The sequence below is a fragment of the Pseudomonas sp. Z8(2022) genome (genome assembly GCF_025837155.1).
Taxonomy (GTDB): Bacteria; Pseudomonadota; Gammaproteobacteria; order Pseudomonadales; family Pseudomonadaceae; genus Aquipseudomonas.
The window spans coordinates 456,704-472,797 of the sequence record NZ_CP107549.1; the positions used below are offsets into that span (position 1 = coordinate 456,704).

12 protein-coding genes are annotated in these 16,094 nt (G+C 62.5%); 6 read left to right on the forward strand and 6 right to left on the reverse strand.

The window, feature by feature from the left end; translation table 11 throughout:
- Nucleotides 1–260 precede the first annotated feature (260 nt).
- Nucleotides 261–1,667 (reverse strand): glutamate--ammonia ligase, encoded by a 1,407-nt coding sequence (glnA, locus tag OEG79_RS02150; RefSeq protein WP_264147248.1) that lies wholly within the window; start codon nucleotides 1,665–1,667, stop codon nucleotides 261–263.
- 329 nt (nucleotides 1,668–1,996) lie between these two features.
- Between glnA and thiI the strand changes: the two genes are divergently transcribed.
- Both thiI and typA read left to right on the forward strand, forming a co-directional pair.
- Nucleotides 1,997–3,451 carry a tRNA uracil 4-sulfurtransferase ThiI gene (thiI, locus tag OEG79_RS02155; protein WP_264147249.1) on the forward strand — a complete coding sequence of 485 codons (1,455 nt, stop codon included), beginning with the start codon at nucleotides 1,997–1,999 and terminating at the stop codon, nucleotides 3,449–3,451.
- A gap of 127 nt (nucleotides 3,452–3,578) precedes the next feature.
- On the forward strand, nucleotides 3,579–5,399 hold the full coding sequence (typA, locus tag OEG79_RS02160) for a translational GTPase TypA (protein ID WP_264147250.1): 1,821 nt from the start codon (nucleotides 3,579–3,581) through the stop codon (nucleotides 5,397–5,399).
- Between the two features lie 169 nt (nucleotides 5,400–5,568).
- On the opposite strand, the gene OEG79_RS02165 is transcribed toward typA, so the two are convergent.
- Both OEG79_RS02165 and gbcA read right to left on the reverse strand, forming a co-directional pair.
- On the reverse strand, nucleotides 5,569–5,691 hold the full coding sequence (locus tag OEG79_RS02165) for a hypothetical protein (protein WP_264147251.1): 123 nt from the start codon (nucleotides 5,689–5,691) through the stop codon (nucleotides 5,569–5,571).
- Between the two features lie 924 nt (nucleotides 5,692–6,615).
- Nucleotides 6,616–7,908 (reverse strand): glycine-betaine demethylase subunit GbcA, encoded by a 1,293-nt coding sequence (gbcA, locus tag OEG79_RS02170; protein WP_264147252.1) that lies wholly within the window; start codon nucleotides 7,906–7,908, stop codon nucleotides 6,616–6,618.
- A 311-nt stretch (nucleotides 7,909–8,219) separates the two neighbouring features.
- Here gbcA and gbcB point away from each other — a divergent pair, with 311 nt between their 5' ends.
- On the forward strand, nucleotides 8,220–9,323 hold the full coding sequence (gene gbcB / locus OEG79_RS02175) for a glycine-betaine demethylase subunit GbcB (protein WP_264147253.1): 1,104 nt from the start codon (nucleotides 8,220–8,222) through the stop codon (nucleotides 9,321–9,323).
- Between the two features lie 10 nt (nucleotides 9,324–9,333).
- Here the strand turns inward: gbcB and OEG79_RS02180 are convergent, their stop codons facing one another.
- The 3 genes from OEG79_RS02180 to OEG79_RS02190 all read right to left on the reverse strand — a co-directional run bounded on the left by OEG79_RS02180 (nucleotide 9,334) and on the right by OEG79_RS02190 (nucleotide 12,189).
- Nucleotides 9,334–10,530 carry an MFS transporter gene (locus OEG79_RS02180; protein ID WP_264147254.1) on the reverse strand — a complete coding sequence of 399 codons (1,197 nt, stop codon included), beginning with the start codon at nucleotides 10,528–10,530 and terminating at the stop codon, nucleotides 9,334–9,336.
- Nucleotides 10,531–10,554: 24 nt separating this feature from the next.
- Nucleotides 10,555–11,019: a MarR family winged helix-turn-helix transcriptional regulator gene (locus tag OEG79_RS02185; protein ID WP_264147255.1), complete on the reverse strand. Its 465-nt coding sequence runs from the start codon at nucleotides 11,017–11,019 to the stop codon at nucleotides 10,555–10,557.
- Between the two features lie 129 nt (nucleotides 11,020–11,148).
- Entirely contained in the window at nucleotides 11,149–12,189 is a 1,041-nt protein-coding gene (locus tag OEG79_RS02190; RefSeq protein WP_264147256.1) for a low specificity L-threonine aldolase, read from the reverse strand.
- Between the two features lie 239 nt (nucleotides 12,190–12,428).
- On the opposite strand from OEG79_RS02190, the gene OEG79_RS02195 reads away from it, so the two are divergent.
- The 3 genes from OEG79_RS02195 to OEG79_RS02205 all read left to right on the forward strand — a co-directional run bounded on the left by OEG79_RS02195 (nucleotide 12,429) and on the right by OEG79_RS02205 (nucleotide 15,992).
- The gene (locus OEG79_RS02195) at nucleotides 12,429–12,728 is read left to right on the forward strand and encodes a hypothetical protein (protein WP_264147257.1); all 300 of its coding nucleotides are present in this window, start codon (nucleotides 12,429–12,431) and stop codon (nucleotides 12,726–12,728) included.
- Nucleotides 12,729–13,421: 693 nt separating this feature from the next.
- Complete coding sequence (gene glyA, locus OEG79_RS02200; RefSeq protein ID WP_264147258.1) at nucleotides 13,422–14,675, forward strand: serine hydroxymethyltransferase; 1,254 nt, start codon at nucleotides 13,422–13,424, stop codon at nucleotides 14,673–14,675.
- A 66-nt stretch (nucleotides 14,676–14,741) separates the two neighbouring features.
- The gene (locus OEG79_RS02205) at nucleotides 14,742–15,992 is read left to right on the forward strand and encodes a sarcosine oxidase subunit beta family protein (protein ID WP_264147259.1); all 1,251 of its coding nucleotides are present in this window, start codon (nucleotides 14,742–14,744) and stop codon (nucleotides 15,990–15,992) included.
- Nucleotides 15,993–16,094: the final 102 nt, after the last annotated feature.

Sequence of the window (16,094 nt, forward strand, 5' to 3'; positions counted from 1 at the left end):
TTCCGCGGATGATGCGCTAAGCCTTGCACTGCTATCGATTCCTGGCAAGCGCAGGGCAGCGCTGCTGTGATGTTTGGCTACAAATCGGCTGGCCGCGGGTGCCGATCTCATAGGGCGACGTGAGCTGTCGACGCTGCGCGCACCTTCTGCGGCAGAGCCGGGGCCTCTCGTTGCGCACGGCGGCAGCAGGATGAAAAAAGCCCCGCCAGGCAGGGCCTGGCGGGGCTTTCGAACGCGCCATCAGGCGGCGCGAGACTGGCTTAGACGCTGTAGTACAGGTCGTATTCCAGCGGGTGTACGAAGGTACGGACCTTGATTTCTTCTTCGCTCTTCAGCTCGATGTAGGCATCGATGAAGTCGTCGGAGAACACGCCGCCCTTGGTCAGGAACGCGCGGCCCTTGTCCAGCTCTTCCAGGGCTTCTTTCAGGCTGCCGCAAACCTGCGGGATCAGCTTGCCTTCTTCCGGCGGCAGGTCGTACAGGTTCTTGTCGGCGGCATCGCCCGGGTGGATCTTGTTCTGGATACCGTCGATACCGGCCATCAGCAGGGCAGCGAAGGCCAGGTACGGGTTGGCAGCCGGATCCGGGAAGCGTGCTTCGATGCGGCGGGCTTTCGGGCTCGACACGTAAGGAATGCGGATGGAGGCGGAGCGGTTGCGTGCCGAGTAGGCCAGCATCACAGGCGCTTCGAAGCCCGGGACCAGACGCTTGTAGGAGTTGGTCGACGGGTTGGTGAAGCCGTTCAGTGCCTTGCCGTGCTTGATGATGCCGCCGATGAAGTACAGGGCGGTTTCCGAGAGGCCGGCATAGCCTTCGCCTGCGAAGGTGTTCTTGCCATCCTTGGAGATGGACATGTGCACGTGCATGCCGCTGCCGTTGTCGCCATACAGAGGCTTGGGCATGAAAGTCGCGGTCTTGCCATAGGCGTCGGCGACGTTGTGCACGCAGTACTTGAGGGTCTGAACTTCGTCGGCCTTCTTCACCAGAGTGTTGAACTTCACGCCGATTTCGTTCTGACCGGCAGTGGCCACTTCGTGGTGGTGCACTTCGACGACCAGGCCCATTTCTTCCATGGCGTTGCACATGGCAGTACGGATTTCGTGGTCGTGGTCGCACGGCGGAACCGGGAAGTAACCGCCTTTGACGGCCGGGCGGTGGCCCTTGTTGCCGCCTTCGACGTCGCCGTCGGTCATCCAGGAGCCTTGCTCGGAGTAGATCTTGAACATGGAGCCGGAGATGTCGGACTTGAACTTCACTTCGTCGAAGATGAAGAACTCGGGCTCCGGACCGACGAATACGGTGTCACCGATGCCGGTGCTCTTCAGGAACTCTTCGGCGCGCTTGGCGATGGAACGCGGGTCGCGATCATAGCCCTGCATGGTGCTCGGCTCGATGATGTCGCAGACGATGATCAGAGTCGGCTCTTCGGTGAACGGGTCCAGCACGGAAGTTTCGTCGACCGGCATCAGGATCATGTCGGAGGCTTCGATGCCTTTCCAGCCATGGATGGACGAGCCGTCGAACATCTTGCCGTGCTCGAAGAAATCTTCGTCGAGGGCGTCACGGGCCGGCATGGTCACGTGGTGCTGCTTGCCCTTGGTGTCGGTGAAGCGCAGGTCTACCCACTTCACGTCGTGTTCTTTGATCAGTTGAACAGCCTTAGACATGTTGTCCTCCAGGTGGAAAAGGCTCTTGTCGTTATAAGCCTTGATATGCGGTGAAGCCCGGCGGGATAGTCCTTCAGGGCAACCTGCCTCACAAGGGAGCAAATTGCATGCCAGTGCCCTGTAATGGGCAAGGTGCCCGAAACTCAAGCACTCCGCCGGCTGTGGCGAATTTCCGAGGTGATATTTGCACCATTAAGGAGCCCTTGATTTTGACTATGCCCATTTTTGGTGCGTCGAAAGTTTGATGCAGTATTTTTGGTCAAAGCTTGAACAATTTCCGCTATAATCCGCGCCCCTGTTTTTTCGTCCCCCAAGCGGGCGGCCTATTCATGAAGCTCATCGTCAAAGTTTTCCCGGAAATCACCATCAAGAGTCGCCCGGTGCGCAAGCAGTTCATCCGCCAGTTGGGGAAGAACATTCGCTCCGTGCTGCGCGATCTTGACCCCGATCTGCGGGTTACGGGTGTCTGGGACAACCTGGAGGTCGAGACCGACCTGGACGACCCCCGGCTGCTTGAAGAGATGACCGAACGTCTGCGCAACACGCCGGGCATTGGCTTGTTCCTCGAGGTCAACGAGTACCCGCTGGGTGATCTGGACGAGATTACCGAACACTGCAAGCGCCACTACGCCGACCAGTTGCCGGGCAAGATTTTCGCCGTGCGCTGCAAGCGTGGCGGCAAGCACGCGTTCAGCTCCATTGATGTCGAGCGTCATGTCGGCTCGCGTCTGCGCCAGGAGTGTGGGGCTGCCGGCATCGACCTGAAGAAGCCGGAAGTCGAAGTGCGCATGGAGATTCGCGACCAGCGTCTGTTCGTGGTGCACAACCGTCATGAGGGGCTCGGCGGCTACCCGCTGGGGTCGCTGGAGCAGACCCTGGTGCTGATGAGCGGCGGCTTCGACTCCACTGTCGCGGCCTATCAGATGATGCGCCGCGGTCTGGTCACCCACTTCTGCTTCTTCAATCTCGGTGGTCGTGCCCATGAACTGGGCGTGATGGAAGTGGCGCACTACATCTGGCAGAAATTCGGTCGCTCGCAGCGCGTGCTGTTCGTCAGCGTGCCGTTCGAGGAAGTGGTCGGCGAGATCCTGTCCAAGGTCGACAACAGTCAGATGGGTGTGATCCTCAAGCGCATGATGCTGCGCGCCGCCACCCGTGTCGCCGAACGTCTGGAGATCGAAGCGCTGGTCACCGGCGAGGCGATCAGCCAGGTGTCGAGCCAGACCCTGACCAACCTCGCAGTGATCGACTCGGCCACCGACATGCTGGTGATGCGTCCGCTGATCGCCAGCCACAAGCAGGACATCATCGACACCGCGACGCGGATCGGCACCGCCGAGTTCGCCAAGAACATGCCCGAGTACTGCGGCGTGATTTCGGTCAACCCGACCACCCGTGCCCGGGGTTATCGCGTGGAGAAGGAGGAGGCGCAGTTCGACATGGCCATCCTCGACCGCGCCCTGGAGCGCGCGACGCAACTGCCCATCGACCGCGTCATAGACGAACTGGGCAAGGACGTGCAGGTCGAGGAAGTGCGTGAGGCACTGGCCGGGCAGATCGTCATCGACATTCGCCATCCCGACGCAGCCGAGGACGCGCCGCTGGAAGTGCCAGGGGTCGAAGTGCAGGTACTGCCGTTCTACGCGCTGAACAACAAATTCAAGGAACTGGATGAGAACCGCCAGTACCTGCTGTATTGCGACAAAGGCGTCATGAGTCGCCTGCATGCCCATCACCTGCTGAGCGAGGGGCATGCCAATGTGCGCGTTTATCGTCCGGCATAGGACTCCGGGGTTGAATGGCGGCAGCATTCGCCATCGCCCTCCCGACCGTTCAGTCCACTGACGCCTTTCCTCTTTATTCGTCGTCCAGACTGGGCGACACACGAATCCTCTGATCGAGATACACACAGTGATCGAAAAACTGCGCAACATCGCCATCATCGCCCACGTCGACCATGGCAAAACCACCCTCGTCGACAAACTGCTGCGTCTGTCCGGCACCCTCGACCGCAAAGAGGCGGAAAACGAGCGCGTCATGGACTCCAACGACCAGGAGAAAGAGCGCGGCATTACCATTCTCGCCAAGAACACGGCGCTGAAGTGGGGCGACTACAACATCAACATCGTCGACACCCCCGGACACGCCGACTTCGGCGGTGAAGTGGAACGTGTGATGAGCATGGTCGACTCCGTGCTGCTGGTAGTCGACGCCCAGGACGGCCCGATGCCGCAAACCCGTTTCGTGACCCAGAAGGCGTTCAAGGCCGGCCTGCGTCCGATCGTCGTGGTCAACAAGATCGACCGTCCGGGCGCGCGTCCTGACTGGGTCATCGACCAGATCTTCGACCTGTTCGACAACCTCGGTGCCACCGACGAGCAGCTGGACTTCCCGATCGTCTACGCCTCGGCCCTGAACGGCATTGCCGGCATGGATCACGAGAAGATGGACGACAACATGGACGCCCTGTTCCAGGCCATCGTCGACCACGTGCCGGCCCCGGTCGTCGACCTCGACGGCCCGTTCCAGATGCAGATTTCCCAGCTGGACTACAACAGCTTCCTCGGCGTGATCGGCATCGGCCGCATCGCCCGCGGTACCATCAAGGCCAACAGCCCGGTGACCGCCATCGGCGCCGACGGCAAGAAGCGCAACGGCCGTATCCTCAAGATCATGGGCCACTCCGGTCTGCAGCGCGTCGAAGTGCAGGAAGCCACTGCCGGTGACATCGTCTGCGTATCCGGTATGGACGAGCTGTACATCTCCGACACCCTGTGCGACCAGAACAACGTCGAGGCCCTGCCGCCGCTGACCGTCGACCAGCCGACCGTGAGCATGACCTTCCAGGTCAACGACTCGCCGTTCGCCGGCAAGGAAGGCAAGTTCGTCACCAGCCGCAATATCAAGGACCGTCTGGACAAGGAGCTGCTGCACAACGTCGCCCTGCGCGTCGAGCCGGGCGAGACTCCGGAGAAGTTCAAGGTTTCCGGTCGTGGTGAGCTGCACCTGTCGGTACTGATCGAGACCATGCGTCGCGAAGGCTTCGAGCTGGCCGTAGGCCGTCCGGAAGTGGTGATCATCGAGAACGAGGCCGGCGAGAAGCAGGAACCGTACGAGAACGTCACCATCGACATCGAAGAGCAGCACCAGGGTGCAGTGATGGAGCAGATGGGCCTGCGCAAGGGCGATCTGACCAACATGATCCCCGACGGTAAGGGTCGTATCCGCCTGGAATACACCGTTCCGGCGCGCGGCCTGATCGGCTTCCGTAACAACTTCCTGACCCTGACTTCGGGTACTGGCATCCTGACCTCGACCTTCAGCCACTACGGCCCGATCAAGGCCGGTGAGGTCACCAACCGTCAGAACGGCGTACTGGTCTCCATGGCCACCGGCACTGCGCTGACCTACTCGCTGGAAACCCTGCAGGCGCGCGGCAAGCTGTTCCTCGAGCCGGGCCAGGAGATCTACGAAGGCCAGCTGTGCGGTATCAACAGCCGTGACAACGACCTAGTGATCAACCCGACCAAGGGCAAGAAGCTCGACAACATGCGCGCTTCCGGCAAGGACGAAGTCATCGCCCTGGTACCGCCGATCAAGTTCACCCTCGAGCAGGCGCTGGAATTCATCGCCGACGACGAGCTGGTTGAAGTGACGCCGAAGTCGATCCGTCTGCGCAAGAAGTACCTGAACGAGAACGACCGCAAGCGCTTCGAACGCGCCAAGGTCTGAGTCTTCCCAGGCTGAAATGAAAAGCCCCGCCAGAGCGATCTGGCGGGGCTTTTTTGCTATCGCGGTATCTATACGAGAGTTGTAGGCCTGCGACCTACTACACCGCCAAAAGTGGCCCGGATGCGGGAGCTGTCGACATCACAGGCGCGATCAGCTTTCAGTAATCGCGCTATGCCGGGTTGCTCTCACGCTGCTCCTTCTCGCGCTTCAGGTCACGATACTCGCGGTAGTGCTCATAGGCGGCCTTGGCGACGACTGTCAGGCCGATGGTGGCGAGGATGTTCTTCAGCATACTGGTGCCCCTGCTGATGGTGATGGGTCAGTGATTTAGACGCTGCAGAAAATCGTTCAAACGCGTCTTCATGATTTCGCTGCGTGTTGCAGGTTTCGAGTCGAGAGCGTCACTATGACACTTGGGGCAGGTGCTGTGCCAGTCGATGCCGATTATGAGGCAATCGCTCAAAGGAATCGTGGTGCCTTGCCAGTTGCAGGCTGTGCAACGGAATGTGCGTGGCTGGGGTGGTATTGGCATGTCGAGATCTCCCTTGCTCGAAATAGGGATACTCTGCGGCAGGGGGGCGACAGATTGTGTCGCCATTGGCGCTTGGCTGAAATTATCTGCGGCCTGCAGGGTTTCCTTTGATATTGTTTGGCCATCAGTCAAAGGAGGCAGCATGTCGTATCAGGAGCTCAAGCAGCGCCATCGCCAGGAACGTGGCGCTCAACATTCAAATCTGCGTCTGCGCGTACATCGTGCCCTGAGCTGGCTCGACCGGGCCGAGCAAGTTAAGCTTCGTGGTGGACAGCCCAGGCCGCTTTTCAGGTGGAGTACGGTAGTGCCTGATTCGGTAGCGTCGGTGGTGCTACCCATGCGATGTCGGCGCTGGCTACATCGGGGCTGATCATCGATGAGAGTCAGGGGCAGAGGAGTCCTGTTCTTGTAGGCCTCAAGAACGTAGCTAGGGCATGAGGATGGCTTTCAGTCGCGTGGAAGTCTGATGATCCTTCATCGCGCATGATTGATATGTCACGCGCAAATGGCAGTGTCCGGACCGGTTTATTGATGACGTGTCGGTTGCGGAAGATCGGAATCCATAAACGAGAACCCCGGCACTCTGCATGCCGGGGTTCGTTTTGAGGGTTCAGCGTGCGTTGGGCCTGCAGGCCAACACCCCGTAGAGCGTCAGCCCGATCAGCACCAGCAGGCTGAGCGTCATTACTCGCCTGCTACCTGGCGCAGGTTCTGCGCCGGGGTATCGTCGAGGTTGTTGAGCATGCGCTCGCTGTACCAGTCGAGGAAGTTGATCACGCCGAACTCGTAGGTCCTGGAGTACGGGCCAGGCTGGTAGGCGGTGGAGTTGATGCCGCGCTGGTTTTCCTCGCCCAGACGGCGATCCTGGTCGTTGGTGGCGTCCCAGACTTCGCGCAGGCGTGCCACGTCGTAGTCGACGCCTTCGACCGCGTCCTTGTGTACCAGCCACTTGGTGATGACCACCGACTCCTGGGCGCTGATCGGCCACACGGTGAAGTTGATCAGGTGATCGCCCATGCAGTGGTTCCACGAGTGCGGCAGGTGGAGGATGCGCATCGAGCCCAGATCCGGATCGGTGATGCGGCCCATCAGCTTGTTGCAGCCCGGCTTGCCGTCCATGGTCATGGACACGGTGCCCTTGAGCAGCGGCATGCGCACGATGCGGTTGCGCAAGCCGAAGCTGGCGTGGGCGTAGGGAATGTTGTCCTTCTCCCAGCGGCTGGTGCACTCGGCGACCTGGTCCTTGAACGCCTGGCTGGCGCGCGGGTCGGTGACGTCGTCCCATTCCAGCAGGGTGTTGAGCAGTTCCGGGTGCGAACCGTTGCAGTGGTAGCACTCGCGGTTGTTCTCGATCACCAGTTTCCAGTTGGCCTGCTCACGCATGACGCTTTGCACCGCGACCTTGGTGTTCTCCATGTCGTACGGCTCCATGTAGTGAGCCAGGGTCGCAAGGAACTCGTCGATGGCCGGCGGGTTGTCCGCCAGGCTGATGAAGATGAAGCCGCCGGCGGTCTTGCAGTTGACCGGCTTGAGGCTGTAATCGGCCAGGTTGAAGCCTTCGCCCATTTCGGTGCCGGCGAACAGCAGGCGGCCGTCCAGTTCGTAGGTCCACTGGTGGTACGGGCACACCAGCTTGGCGACCTTGCCCTTGTCGCTGACGCAGAGGCGCGAGCCACGGTGACGGCAGACGTTGTGGAAGGCATGGATCTGACCTTCGGCGCCGCGGACGACGATGATCGGGTTGTTACCGATCTGTACGGTGATGAAGTTGCCCTTGGTCGGAATCTCGCAGGTCATGCCGGCGATCAGCCATTCCTTGTGGAAGATCTCCTGCATGTCGACCTGGAACAGGCGTTCGTCGTTGTAGAAGGGCTGCGGCAACGAGAAGCTGTGGTCGCGCTCGTGCAGCATCTGCGCAGTGGCCTTGCGGACGGGCTCTAGCGGGTCGCCCAGGCTCAGATTTTGGGTGCAGTCCATGTTGGCTCCTCAGTGGCGGGCGTGGCGCCTGCCGGAAAAGTGGCTGATACGGTATGTGCCGCAAGGTGTCGATCAATCGCTGTCGCCTGCAAGGGGCGTACATGCTTGGTGAGGCGGAGTGTGGATCCGGCGCACGGGCAAACCTTATCCATGGGCGACATGACCGGATTTGTTTCCGACGCGCCAGGCCCCGTGCCATCGGGCAGGTCGCGATAAGCATGCGAATGTCGCTGGCAGATAAATGACGGCAGGCGGCCTTTCGCACAATCGGTGACATATAGGCCGATATCCGGCCGTGTGGAGAGCTGTTCATGACCACCAACGCCTTCCTCAATCCGGTTACCACCCAGACCTGGACCAATGGCCGCCATCTGGTGCGTTGCGTCAAGGTGATCCAGGAAACCTGGGACGTGCGCACCTTCTGTTTCATGGCCGACCAGCCGGTGCTGTTCTTCTTCAAGCCGGGTCAGTTCGTCACCCTGGAGCTGGAGATCGACGGCCAGCCGATCATGCGTTCCTACACCATTTCCAGTTCGCCTTCGGTGCCCTACAGCTTCTCCATCACCATCAAGCGGGTGCCGGGCGGCAAGGTGTCGAACTGGCTGCATGACAACCTCAGCGAAGGCGACGAGGTGCCGGTGCACGGCCCGGTCGGTCTGTTCAACGCCATCGATTTTCCGTCCGACAAGGTGCTGTATCTCTCCGGTGGCGTCGGCATCACCCCGGTGATGTCGATGGCGCGCTGGTTCTACGACACCAACGCCAATGTCGACATGGTCTTCGTGCACAGCGCCCGTTCGCCGAAGGACATCATCTATCAGCGCGAGCTGGAGCACATGGCCGCGCGCATCAACAATTTCAGCCTGCACGTGATTTGCGAGAAGCATGGCCTGGGCGAAGCCTGGGCCGGCTATCGCGGCTATCTGAACAAGCCGATGCTGGAACTGATCGCGCCGGATTACCTCGAGCGCGAGATCTTCTGCTGCGGTCCGACGCCGTACATGAGCGCGGTCAAGCACCTGCTCGAGGCGTCCGGCTATGACATGAGTCGGTATCACGAAGAAGCCTTCGGCCCGACGCCGCCGGAGATTCGCGCCGAGGTCAAGGAGCTGGCCGCCGAAGCAGCCGATGCGCCGGAGTTGCCGGTGGCCGAACTCAATCAGGTGGAGTTCATCAGCACCGGCAAGAGCATCCGTGTGGCGCCCGGCGAAACCGTGCATGCCGCTGCGGCCAAGCTCGGTTTGCACATTCCCAAGGCCTGCGGCATGGGCATCTGCGGCACCTGCAAGGTGATGAAGACGTCAGGCGAAGTGGACATGGAGCACAACGGCGGGATTACCGACGAGGACGTGGCCGAGGGCTACATCCTGTCGTGCTGCAGCGTGCCGAAGGGGGATGTCGCCATCGATTTCTGATGGCGAACCTTCAGTTGCCCCGCAGGTTGCTGTGGCGCGCGGCCAGCACGCCGAGGGTCAGGCTGGCCAGCACCACGCAGCTGCAGAAGCCGGTCACGGCCACCGCCATGCCCCAGTGATCGGCGATCCAGCCCATGCCCATCATCGGCACGATGGCGCCGACATAGCCAGCTACCCAGTAGGTGGCCACCAGCCCGGAGCGGTTGTGCGGCTGGGCTATGCGGCTGACGATCTTCGACCCGGTCATCATCGATAGTCCGTGGCCGAGGGCGGTCAGCAGCACGCCGGTGGCGAACAGCAGCGTTGAGCCTTGCGAGAAGTTGAAGATCATCAGGCCGTTGCTGCTGGCCATGGCCAGCATTCCCGCAGCCCCCGCCACGAACAGCTGCAAGCGTGAACAGAGCACCTGCAGGCCTGCCGAGGTGAAGAGGATCGCGGTGATCGCCGCACCACCGACGATCGGCCCGTGCCAGCTCACCATGCGCTCGAGAAACAGCGGCGCCAGCGAGGCGTACAGGCCGAACACGCCGAAGGCCAGCAGCGGAAAGCCGCAGGCCAGGACGAACACACCGCGGTTCCCCGCTTCCGGCCGGGTCAGGCGCGGCAGGCAGTTGTGCAGGCACTGGCGCAGCGTGACCGGCTTGCCGTCCGCAGCAGGCGGCAGGCCGTGCAGGCCGGCCAGCGCCAGGGCGCCGAGCAGCAGGCTGGGTACATAGGCGAGCAGGATCGGCTGCGGCAGCCACTGACCGACGATGCCGCCGAGCAGCGGGCCGAGGCCGAAACCGAAGGCGATCAGCACGCTGGTCAGCATCGACACCCGCGCCCGTGCCTCTGCCGGCGACAGCTGCATCAGGCCCACGGTGCCCGATATGGTCAGCATGCTGGCGGCGATTCCCACCAGATAGCGGCCCGTGGCCAGGCTGGGGACGTCCCAGGCCAGCAGCGTCAGCAGGGTGCTGAGCAGCATCAGGATCACCCCGTAGCGCATCACCCGGCGAAAGCCGAGCAGGTCGGAGAGCCGGCCGAACAACAGCAGACCGGTGAGCGAGCCGAGCATGTAGATCACGTAGATCAGCGATATCTGGCTGACCGGCAGGCGCCATTGCTCCTGGTAGATGGGGTAGAGCGGGCTGATCAGCGCGGTGCTCATGCCGCCGACGATCATGGCGAAGGCAACCCGGAAGAAGGGCGTGCCGAGGCGGTTCATGGGCTCATCCTGCATGCTGATGGGTCATAGCTGGGCGAAGCGCCGGAGGATCTTCTCCAGGGCGCCGCGCGTGATGTGTCGTTCCTCGTCGCTGAGGTCGGCGAGCAGCTGCTGCTCGATTTCCAGGCTGCGCTGGAGGATCTGCCTGGCGATGTCCCGGCCGGCCTCGGTCAGCGAGATGCATTTGGCGCGGCGATCCTGCGGCTCGTGGTGCCATTGCACCAGCTGGCGTTCGCGCAGCTGGCCGAGCACCCGCACCAGCGACGAGGTGTCCAGCGCCAGGGCCTCGGCCAGTGCCTTCTGGCGCATCGGCTGGTCGTGTACGTAAAGCGCCAGCAGTGGCGCGCGGGTGGCATCGGTAAGCGCCAGGTCCCTGAAACTGAGGTCGACCTGGCGCCGCCACTGGCGATACACGCCGCCGATCAGCAGGCCCAGGCGCTCGCGCATCTGCTGCCGCGTTTCCGGGCAGTCGGGAGAGTTGGTTTGCATGTCAACTATTCTGCTCCCGGGCAGCGGGAGCAGCAACTGCGGGCGTGCGCAAAGTCTGCGCGGTGCCGGTGCCCGGTCGGACGACCTGCAGATGACGGATGCGGGAAGTGTCGCCGCATATCGTCTGGATCAGGCGCTCATCACCTCGCGGATATCGGCGGCCAGTTGGCGCACGCGAGCTTCGTCGGTATCCCAGTTGCACATGAAGCGTGCGCCACCGGCGCCGATGAAGGTGTAGAAGCGCCAGCCGCGTGCGCTCAGGGCGGCGATGGCCGGTTCCGACAGTTGCAGGAACACGCCGTTGGCCTCCACCGGGAACATCAGACTGACCCCCGGCACGTCCGCGACCAGCGTGGCCAGCAGCTGCGCGCAGCGGTTGGCATGGTTGGCATATTTGAGCCAGGCGTCATCCTGCAGGATGCCGACCCAGGGCGCCGACAGGTAACGCATCTTCGAGGCCAGCTGGCCGGCCTGCTTGCAGCGGTAGTCGAAGTCTTCGGCCAGCGCCTTGTTGAAGAAGATGATCGCCTCGCCCACGGCCATGCCGTTCTTGGTGCCGCCGAAGCACAGCACATCGACCCCGGCCTTCCAGGTCAGCTCGGCCGGACTGCAGCCGAGGAAGGCGCAGGCGTTGGAGAAGCGCGCGCCGTCCATGTGCAGGTGCAGGCCCAGCTCGTCGCAGACCTGGCTGATGGCGCGCACTTCTTCCGGGCGATAGACGGTGCCGACTTCGGTGGCCTGGGTAAGGGTGACGACGCGCGGCTTCGGGTAGTGGATGTCCTGACGCTTGAGGGCGATCTCGCGGATGGCCTGCGGCGTCAGCTTGCCGTTCTCGGCTCTGGCCAGCAGCAGCTTGGAACCGTTGGAGAAGAACTCCGGCGCGCCGCATTCGTCGGTCTCGACGTGGGCGGTCTCCGAGCAGATCACGCTGTGATAGCTCTGGCACAGCGAGGCCAGGGCTAGGGAGTTGGCGGCAGTGCCATTGAAGGCGAAGAAAACCTCGCAGTCGGTCTCGAACAGGCGGCGGAAGTGGTCGGCGGCGCGGGCCGTCCATTCGTCATCCCCGTAGGCGCGCTGGTGGCCCTGGTTGGCCTCGGCCATGGCGGCCCAGGCTTCGGGACAGATGCCGGAATAGTTGTCGCTGGCGAATTGCTGGGCATTGTCGGGCATTGGCGCGCTCCTTGTGAAAATCTTGGCGGCAGGTCTGCCGGCAAAGCGTGCACTTTACTCGGGGAGCTTCTGTCCCGGCGTGCGTCGCGGCGACGAGTTATTGCGCTGATGCGTACTGCCCGGTCCGTTCGTGAACCGCCGTTCGGCCTGGAGATGGAACTTGAGACTCGGCGTGGGGCTCACACCTAACAGAGGGTGGCACTCGATCCGCCCTTCGCAATCAAGAAAAGGAGTGTCATATGACTTATCGTCACCTGCTCGCCCTTGCCCTGCCGCTGGCTGTGGCGCTGCCCGTTACCGCTACCGAGTGGTCCGACAGCGCCAAGACCGAGTTCGTACAGCAGTGCATCGCTGGCGCGCCGGCGGGATATGAGGAGCCACAATTGCGAGCTTATTGCGACTGCGCCGCGACCAAGGTCAGTAAAGAGTTCAGCGAGGCCGAGTTGCAGGAAATGTCCCGTCAATCGCCTCCCGATGCGGCCATGCAGCAGCGTCTGGTGAATGCGTCCAGCAGCTGTGGCGACAAGCTCAAGCCGTAATCATCGGTTGAGCAATTGACGCGCATTCGGGCCGGAGCCCCACGGGCTTTGGCCTGGCGACGCATTTCCACAGCCAGTGCACAGCATGGCCCACAGTATTTGTGCACAAGCCAGAGCTATCTCATTGATCCTGTTCGATTTTTAGCCGTCTCGCGGAAAGCCGCGGCAGCTCTGCCGTCTGGCCTGCACCGAACAGGCTATACACACTTTCATCCACATCTTCTGTGCATATCCCCAGCGGTTCTCGCCTCCATGGAGTGTCGCGGGTGGATAAGCCATGCGCCCGGTTCTGCTGTGCGCAAAACGACCTTCTGCGCCGATCCACCAGCGGGCCGGCCCTGCAGCCACCGATCTACAGCTTTTCCACAGGATGATCCACGCTTTCTGTGCATGGCTCGATTGGCTAACCGATTGATATCGATCAGGAAATGATCTTGGCGGCGAAGGCCGTACAGGCTCTGCTGTCGCGCGTTGTGTGCACGGCTTATCCACAGCTTGATCCCCGTCATTTGTGTATGGAACGTCAGGCTCGCAGCGACGCGCCTGATTGCGACAAGGCCATGTCGCAAACGAATGCTCTCGCGGCGTTGGCAGGCATTTGAGGGGCCAGGGGCGGCCCTACCATCGCTGCACAGGGCCTTGCCGGCCCGTCAGTCCAGGACCGCCGCCTACAGGCGCTGCAGGAGAGTCGAGATGTTCAGCAAGCAGGATCAGATTCAAGGTTACGACGACGAGTTGCTCGCGGCGATCAATCAGGAAGAACGCCGTCAGGAAGAGCATATCGAGCTGATCGCCTCGGAAAACTACTGCAGCCAGCGTGTGATGGAAGCCCAGGGCAGCGGCCTGACCAACAAGTACGCCGAAGGCTATCCGGGCAAGCGCTACTACGGTGGCTGCGAATACGTCGACAAGGTCGAGCAGCTGGCCATCGACCGTGCCAAGCAGCTGTTCGGCGCCGACTTCGCCAACGTCCAGCCGCACTCCGGCAGCTCGGCGAACTCGGCCGTCTACCTGGCGCTGCTCAACGCCGGGGACACCATTCTCGGCATGAGCCTGGCCCACGGCGGTCACCTGACCCACGGGGCCAAGGTGTCGTCGTCGGGCAAGCTGTACAACGCCGTGCAGTATGGTCTGAATCCGGCCACCGGCCTGATCGACTACGACGAGGTCGAGCGTCTGGCCGTCGAGCACAAGCCGAAGATGATCGTTGCAGGCTTCTCCGCTTATTCCAAGACCTTGGATTTCCCCCGTTTCCGCGCCATCGCCGACAAGGTCGGGGCGCTGCTGTTCGTCGACATGGCGCACGTCGCCGGTCTGGTGGCTGCCGGTCTGTATCCGAACCCGATTCCCTTCGCCGACGTGGTCACCACCACCACCCACAAGACCCTGCGTGGTCCGCGTGGCGGTCTGATCCTGGCCAAGGCCAACGAAGAGATCGAGAAGAAGCTCAACTCCGCGGTATTCCCGGGCGCCCAGGGCGGCCCGCTGATGCATGTGATCGCGGCCAAGGCGGTGTGCTTCAAGGAGGCCATGGAGCCCGAGTTCAAGGCCTACCAGCAGCAGGTCATCGACAACGCCCAGGCCATGGCCAGGGTCTTCATCGAGCGCGGCTTCGAGGTGGTTTCCGGCGGCACCGACAACCATCTGTTCCTGCTCAGCCTTATCAAGCAGGGGCTGACCGGCAAGGAGGCCGATGCTGCCCTGGGCCGCGCCGGCATCACCGTTAACAAGAACGCCGTGCCCAACGACCCGCAATCGCCGTTCGTGACCTCGGGCATCCGCATCGGTACCCCGGCCGTGACCACCCGCGGTTTCAAGGTTGCCCAGTGTCAGGCGCTGGCCGGCTGGATCTGCGACATCCTCGAGCACCTCGGCGATGCCGATGTCGAGGCGCAGGTGGCCAAGCTGGTCGCCGGTCTGTGTGCGGACTACCCGGTGTATCGCTAAGCCCACTTCCTTTCTCGGCCCCTCTCCCGTGTGCGGGGGAGGGGAGCAGAACCCTGGAGCATGCCCATGCAACGTTATTCCGGCTTCGGCCTGTTCAAGCACTCTTTCAGCCACCACGAAAACTGGCAGCGCATGTGGCGCAACCCGACGCCCAAGCCGGTGTATGACGTGGTCATCGTCGGTGGCGGCGGCCACGGCCTGGCCACGGCCTACTACCTGGCCAAGGAATTCGGCGTGAAGAACGTCGCCGTGGTGGAGAAGGGCTGGCTCGGCGGCGGCAACACCGCGCGCAACACCACCATCGTCCGCTCCAACTACCTGTGGGACGAGTCGGCGCAGCTCTACGAGCACGCCATGAAGCTGTGGGAAGGGCTGTCGCAGGACCTCAACTACAACGTCATGTTCTCCCAGCGCGGCGTCTACAACCTCTGCCACACCCTGCAGGACATGCGTGACGCCGAGCGCCGCGTCAGCGCCAACCGCCTCAACGGCATCGACGGCGAACTGCTCGACGCCAAGCAGGTGGCCGAGGAAATTCCCTATCTCGACTGCAGCAAGAACACCCGCTACCCGGTGATGGGCTCGACCGTGCAGCGCCGTGGCGGTGTGGCCCGTCACGACGCCGTGGCCTGGGGCTTCGCCCGCGCCGCCGACGCCCTCGGCGTGGATCTGATCCAGAACACCGAGGTGATCGGCTTCCGCAAGCAGAACGGCGCGTGCATCGGCGTGGAAACCACCAAGGGCTTTATCGGCGCCAAACGCGTCGGCGTAGTCACCGCCGGCAACTCCGGGCATATGGCCCGCCTCGCCGGCTTCCGTCTGCCGCTGGAATCGCACCCGCTGCAGGCGCTGGTTTCCGAGCCGATCAAACCCATCATCGACAGCGTGATCATGTCCAACGCCGTGCATGGCTACATCAGCCAGTCGGACAAGGGCGACCTGGTCATCGGCGCCGGTATCGACGGTTACAACGGCTATGGTCAGCGTGGCTCGTACCACACCATCGAACACACCCTGCAGGCCATCGTCGAGATGTTCCCGGTGCTCTCGCGGGTACGCATGAACCGCCAGTGGGGCGGCATCGTCGACACCTGCCCGGACGCCTGCCCGATCATCTCCAAGACTCCGGTGGACAACCTTTTCTTCAACTGCGGCTGGGGCACCGGCGGCTTCAAGGCTACTCCGGGCTCGGGCAACGTGTTCGCTGCCAGCCTGGCCAAGGGCGAGATGCACCCGCTGGCCAAGCCCTTCTCCATCGACCGTTTCCACACCGGCGCACTGATCGACGAGCACGGCGCCGCTGCCGTGGCTCACTAAAAGAGCGCGTAGCGCAAAGCTGATGACCCTCTCCCATTCATGGGAGAGGGTGCCCGAAGGGCGGGAGAGGGTAGCGCGGCCAACGCCGTAGCCCTCTCCCCC

What these genes read in the sequence shown, in the direction of transcription:
- gbcB (WP_264147253.1), top strand. Translation starts at nt 8,220, where the DNA reads ATGACCACCAACGCCTTCCTCAATCCGGTTACCACCCAGACCTGGACC.
- OEG79_RS02180 (WP_264147254.1), bottom strand. Translation starts at nt 10,530, where the DNA reads ATGAACCGCCTCGGCACGCCCTTCTTCCGGGTTGCCTTCGCCATGATC.
- gbcA (WP_264147252.1), bottom strand. Translation starts at nt 7,908, where the DNA reads ATGGACTGCACCCAAAATCTGAGCCTGGGCGACCCGCTAGAGCCCGTC.
- OEG79_RS02205 (WP_264147259.1), top strand. Translation starts at nt 14,742, where the DNA reads ATGCAACGTTATTCCGGCTTCGGCCTGTTCAAGCACTCTTTCAGCCAC.
- glnA (WP_264147248.1), bottom strand. Translation starts at nt 1,667, where the DNA reads ATGTCTAAGGCTGTTCAACTGATCAAAGAACACGACGTGAAGTGGGTA.
- glyA (WP_264147258.1), top strand. Translation starts at nt 13,422, where the DNA reads ATGTTCAGCAAGCAGGATCAGATTCAAGGTTACGACGACGAGTTGCTC.
- thiI (WP_264147249.1), top strand. Translation starts at nt 1,997, where the DNA reads ATGAAGCTCATCGTCAAAGTTTTCCCGGAAATCACCATCAAGAGTCGC.
- OEG79_RS02185 (WP_264147255.1), bottom strand. Translation starts at nt 11,019, where the DNA reads ATGCAAACCAACTCTCCCGACTGCCCGGAAACGCGGCAGCAGATGCGC.
- OEG79_RS02165 (WP_264147251.1), bottom strand. Translation starts at nt 5,691, where the DNA reads ATGCTGAAGAACATCCTCGCCACCATCGGCCTGACAGTCGTCGCCAAG.
- OEG79_RS02195 (WP_264147257.1), top strand. Translation starts at nt 12,429, where the DNA reads ATGACTTATCGTCACCTGCTCGCCCTTGCCCTGCCGCTGGCTGTGGCG.
- OEG79_RS02190 (WP_264147256.1), bottom strand. Translation starts at nt 12,189, where the DNA reads ATGCCCGACAATGCCCAGCAATTCGCCAGCGACAACTATTCCGGCATC.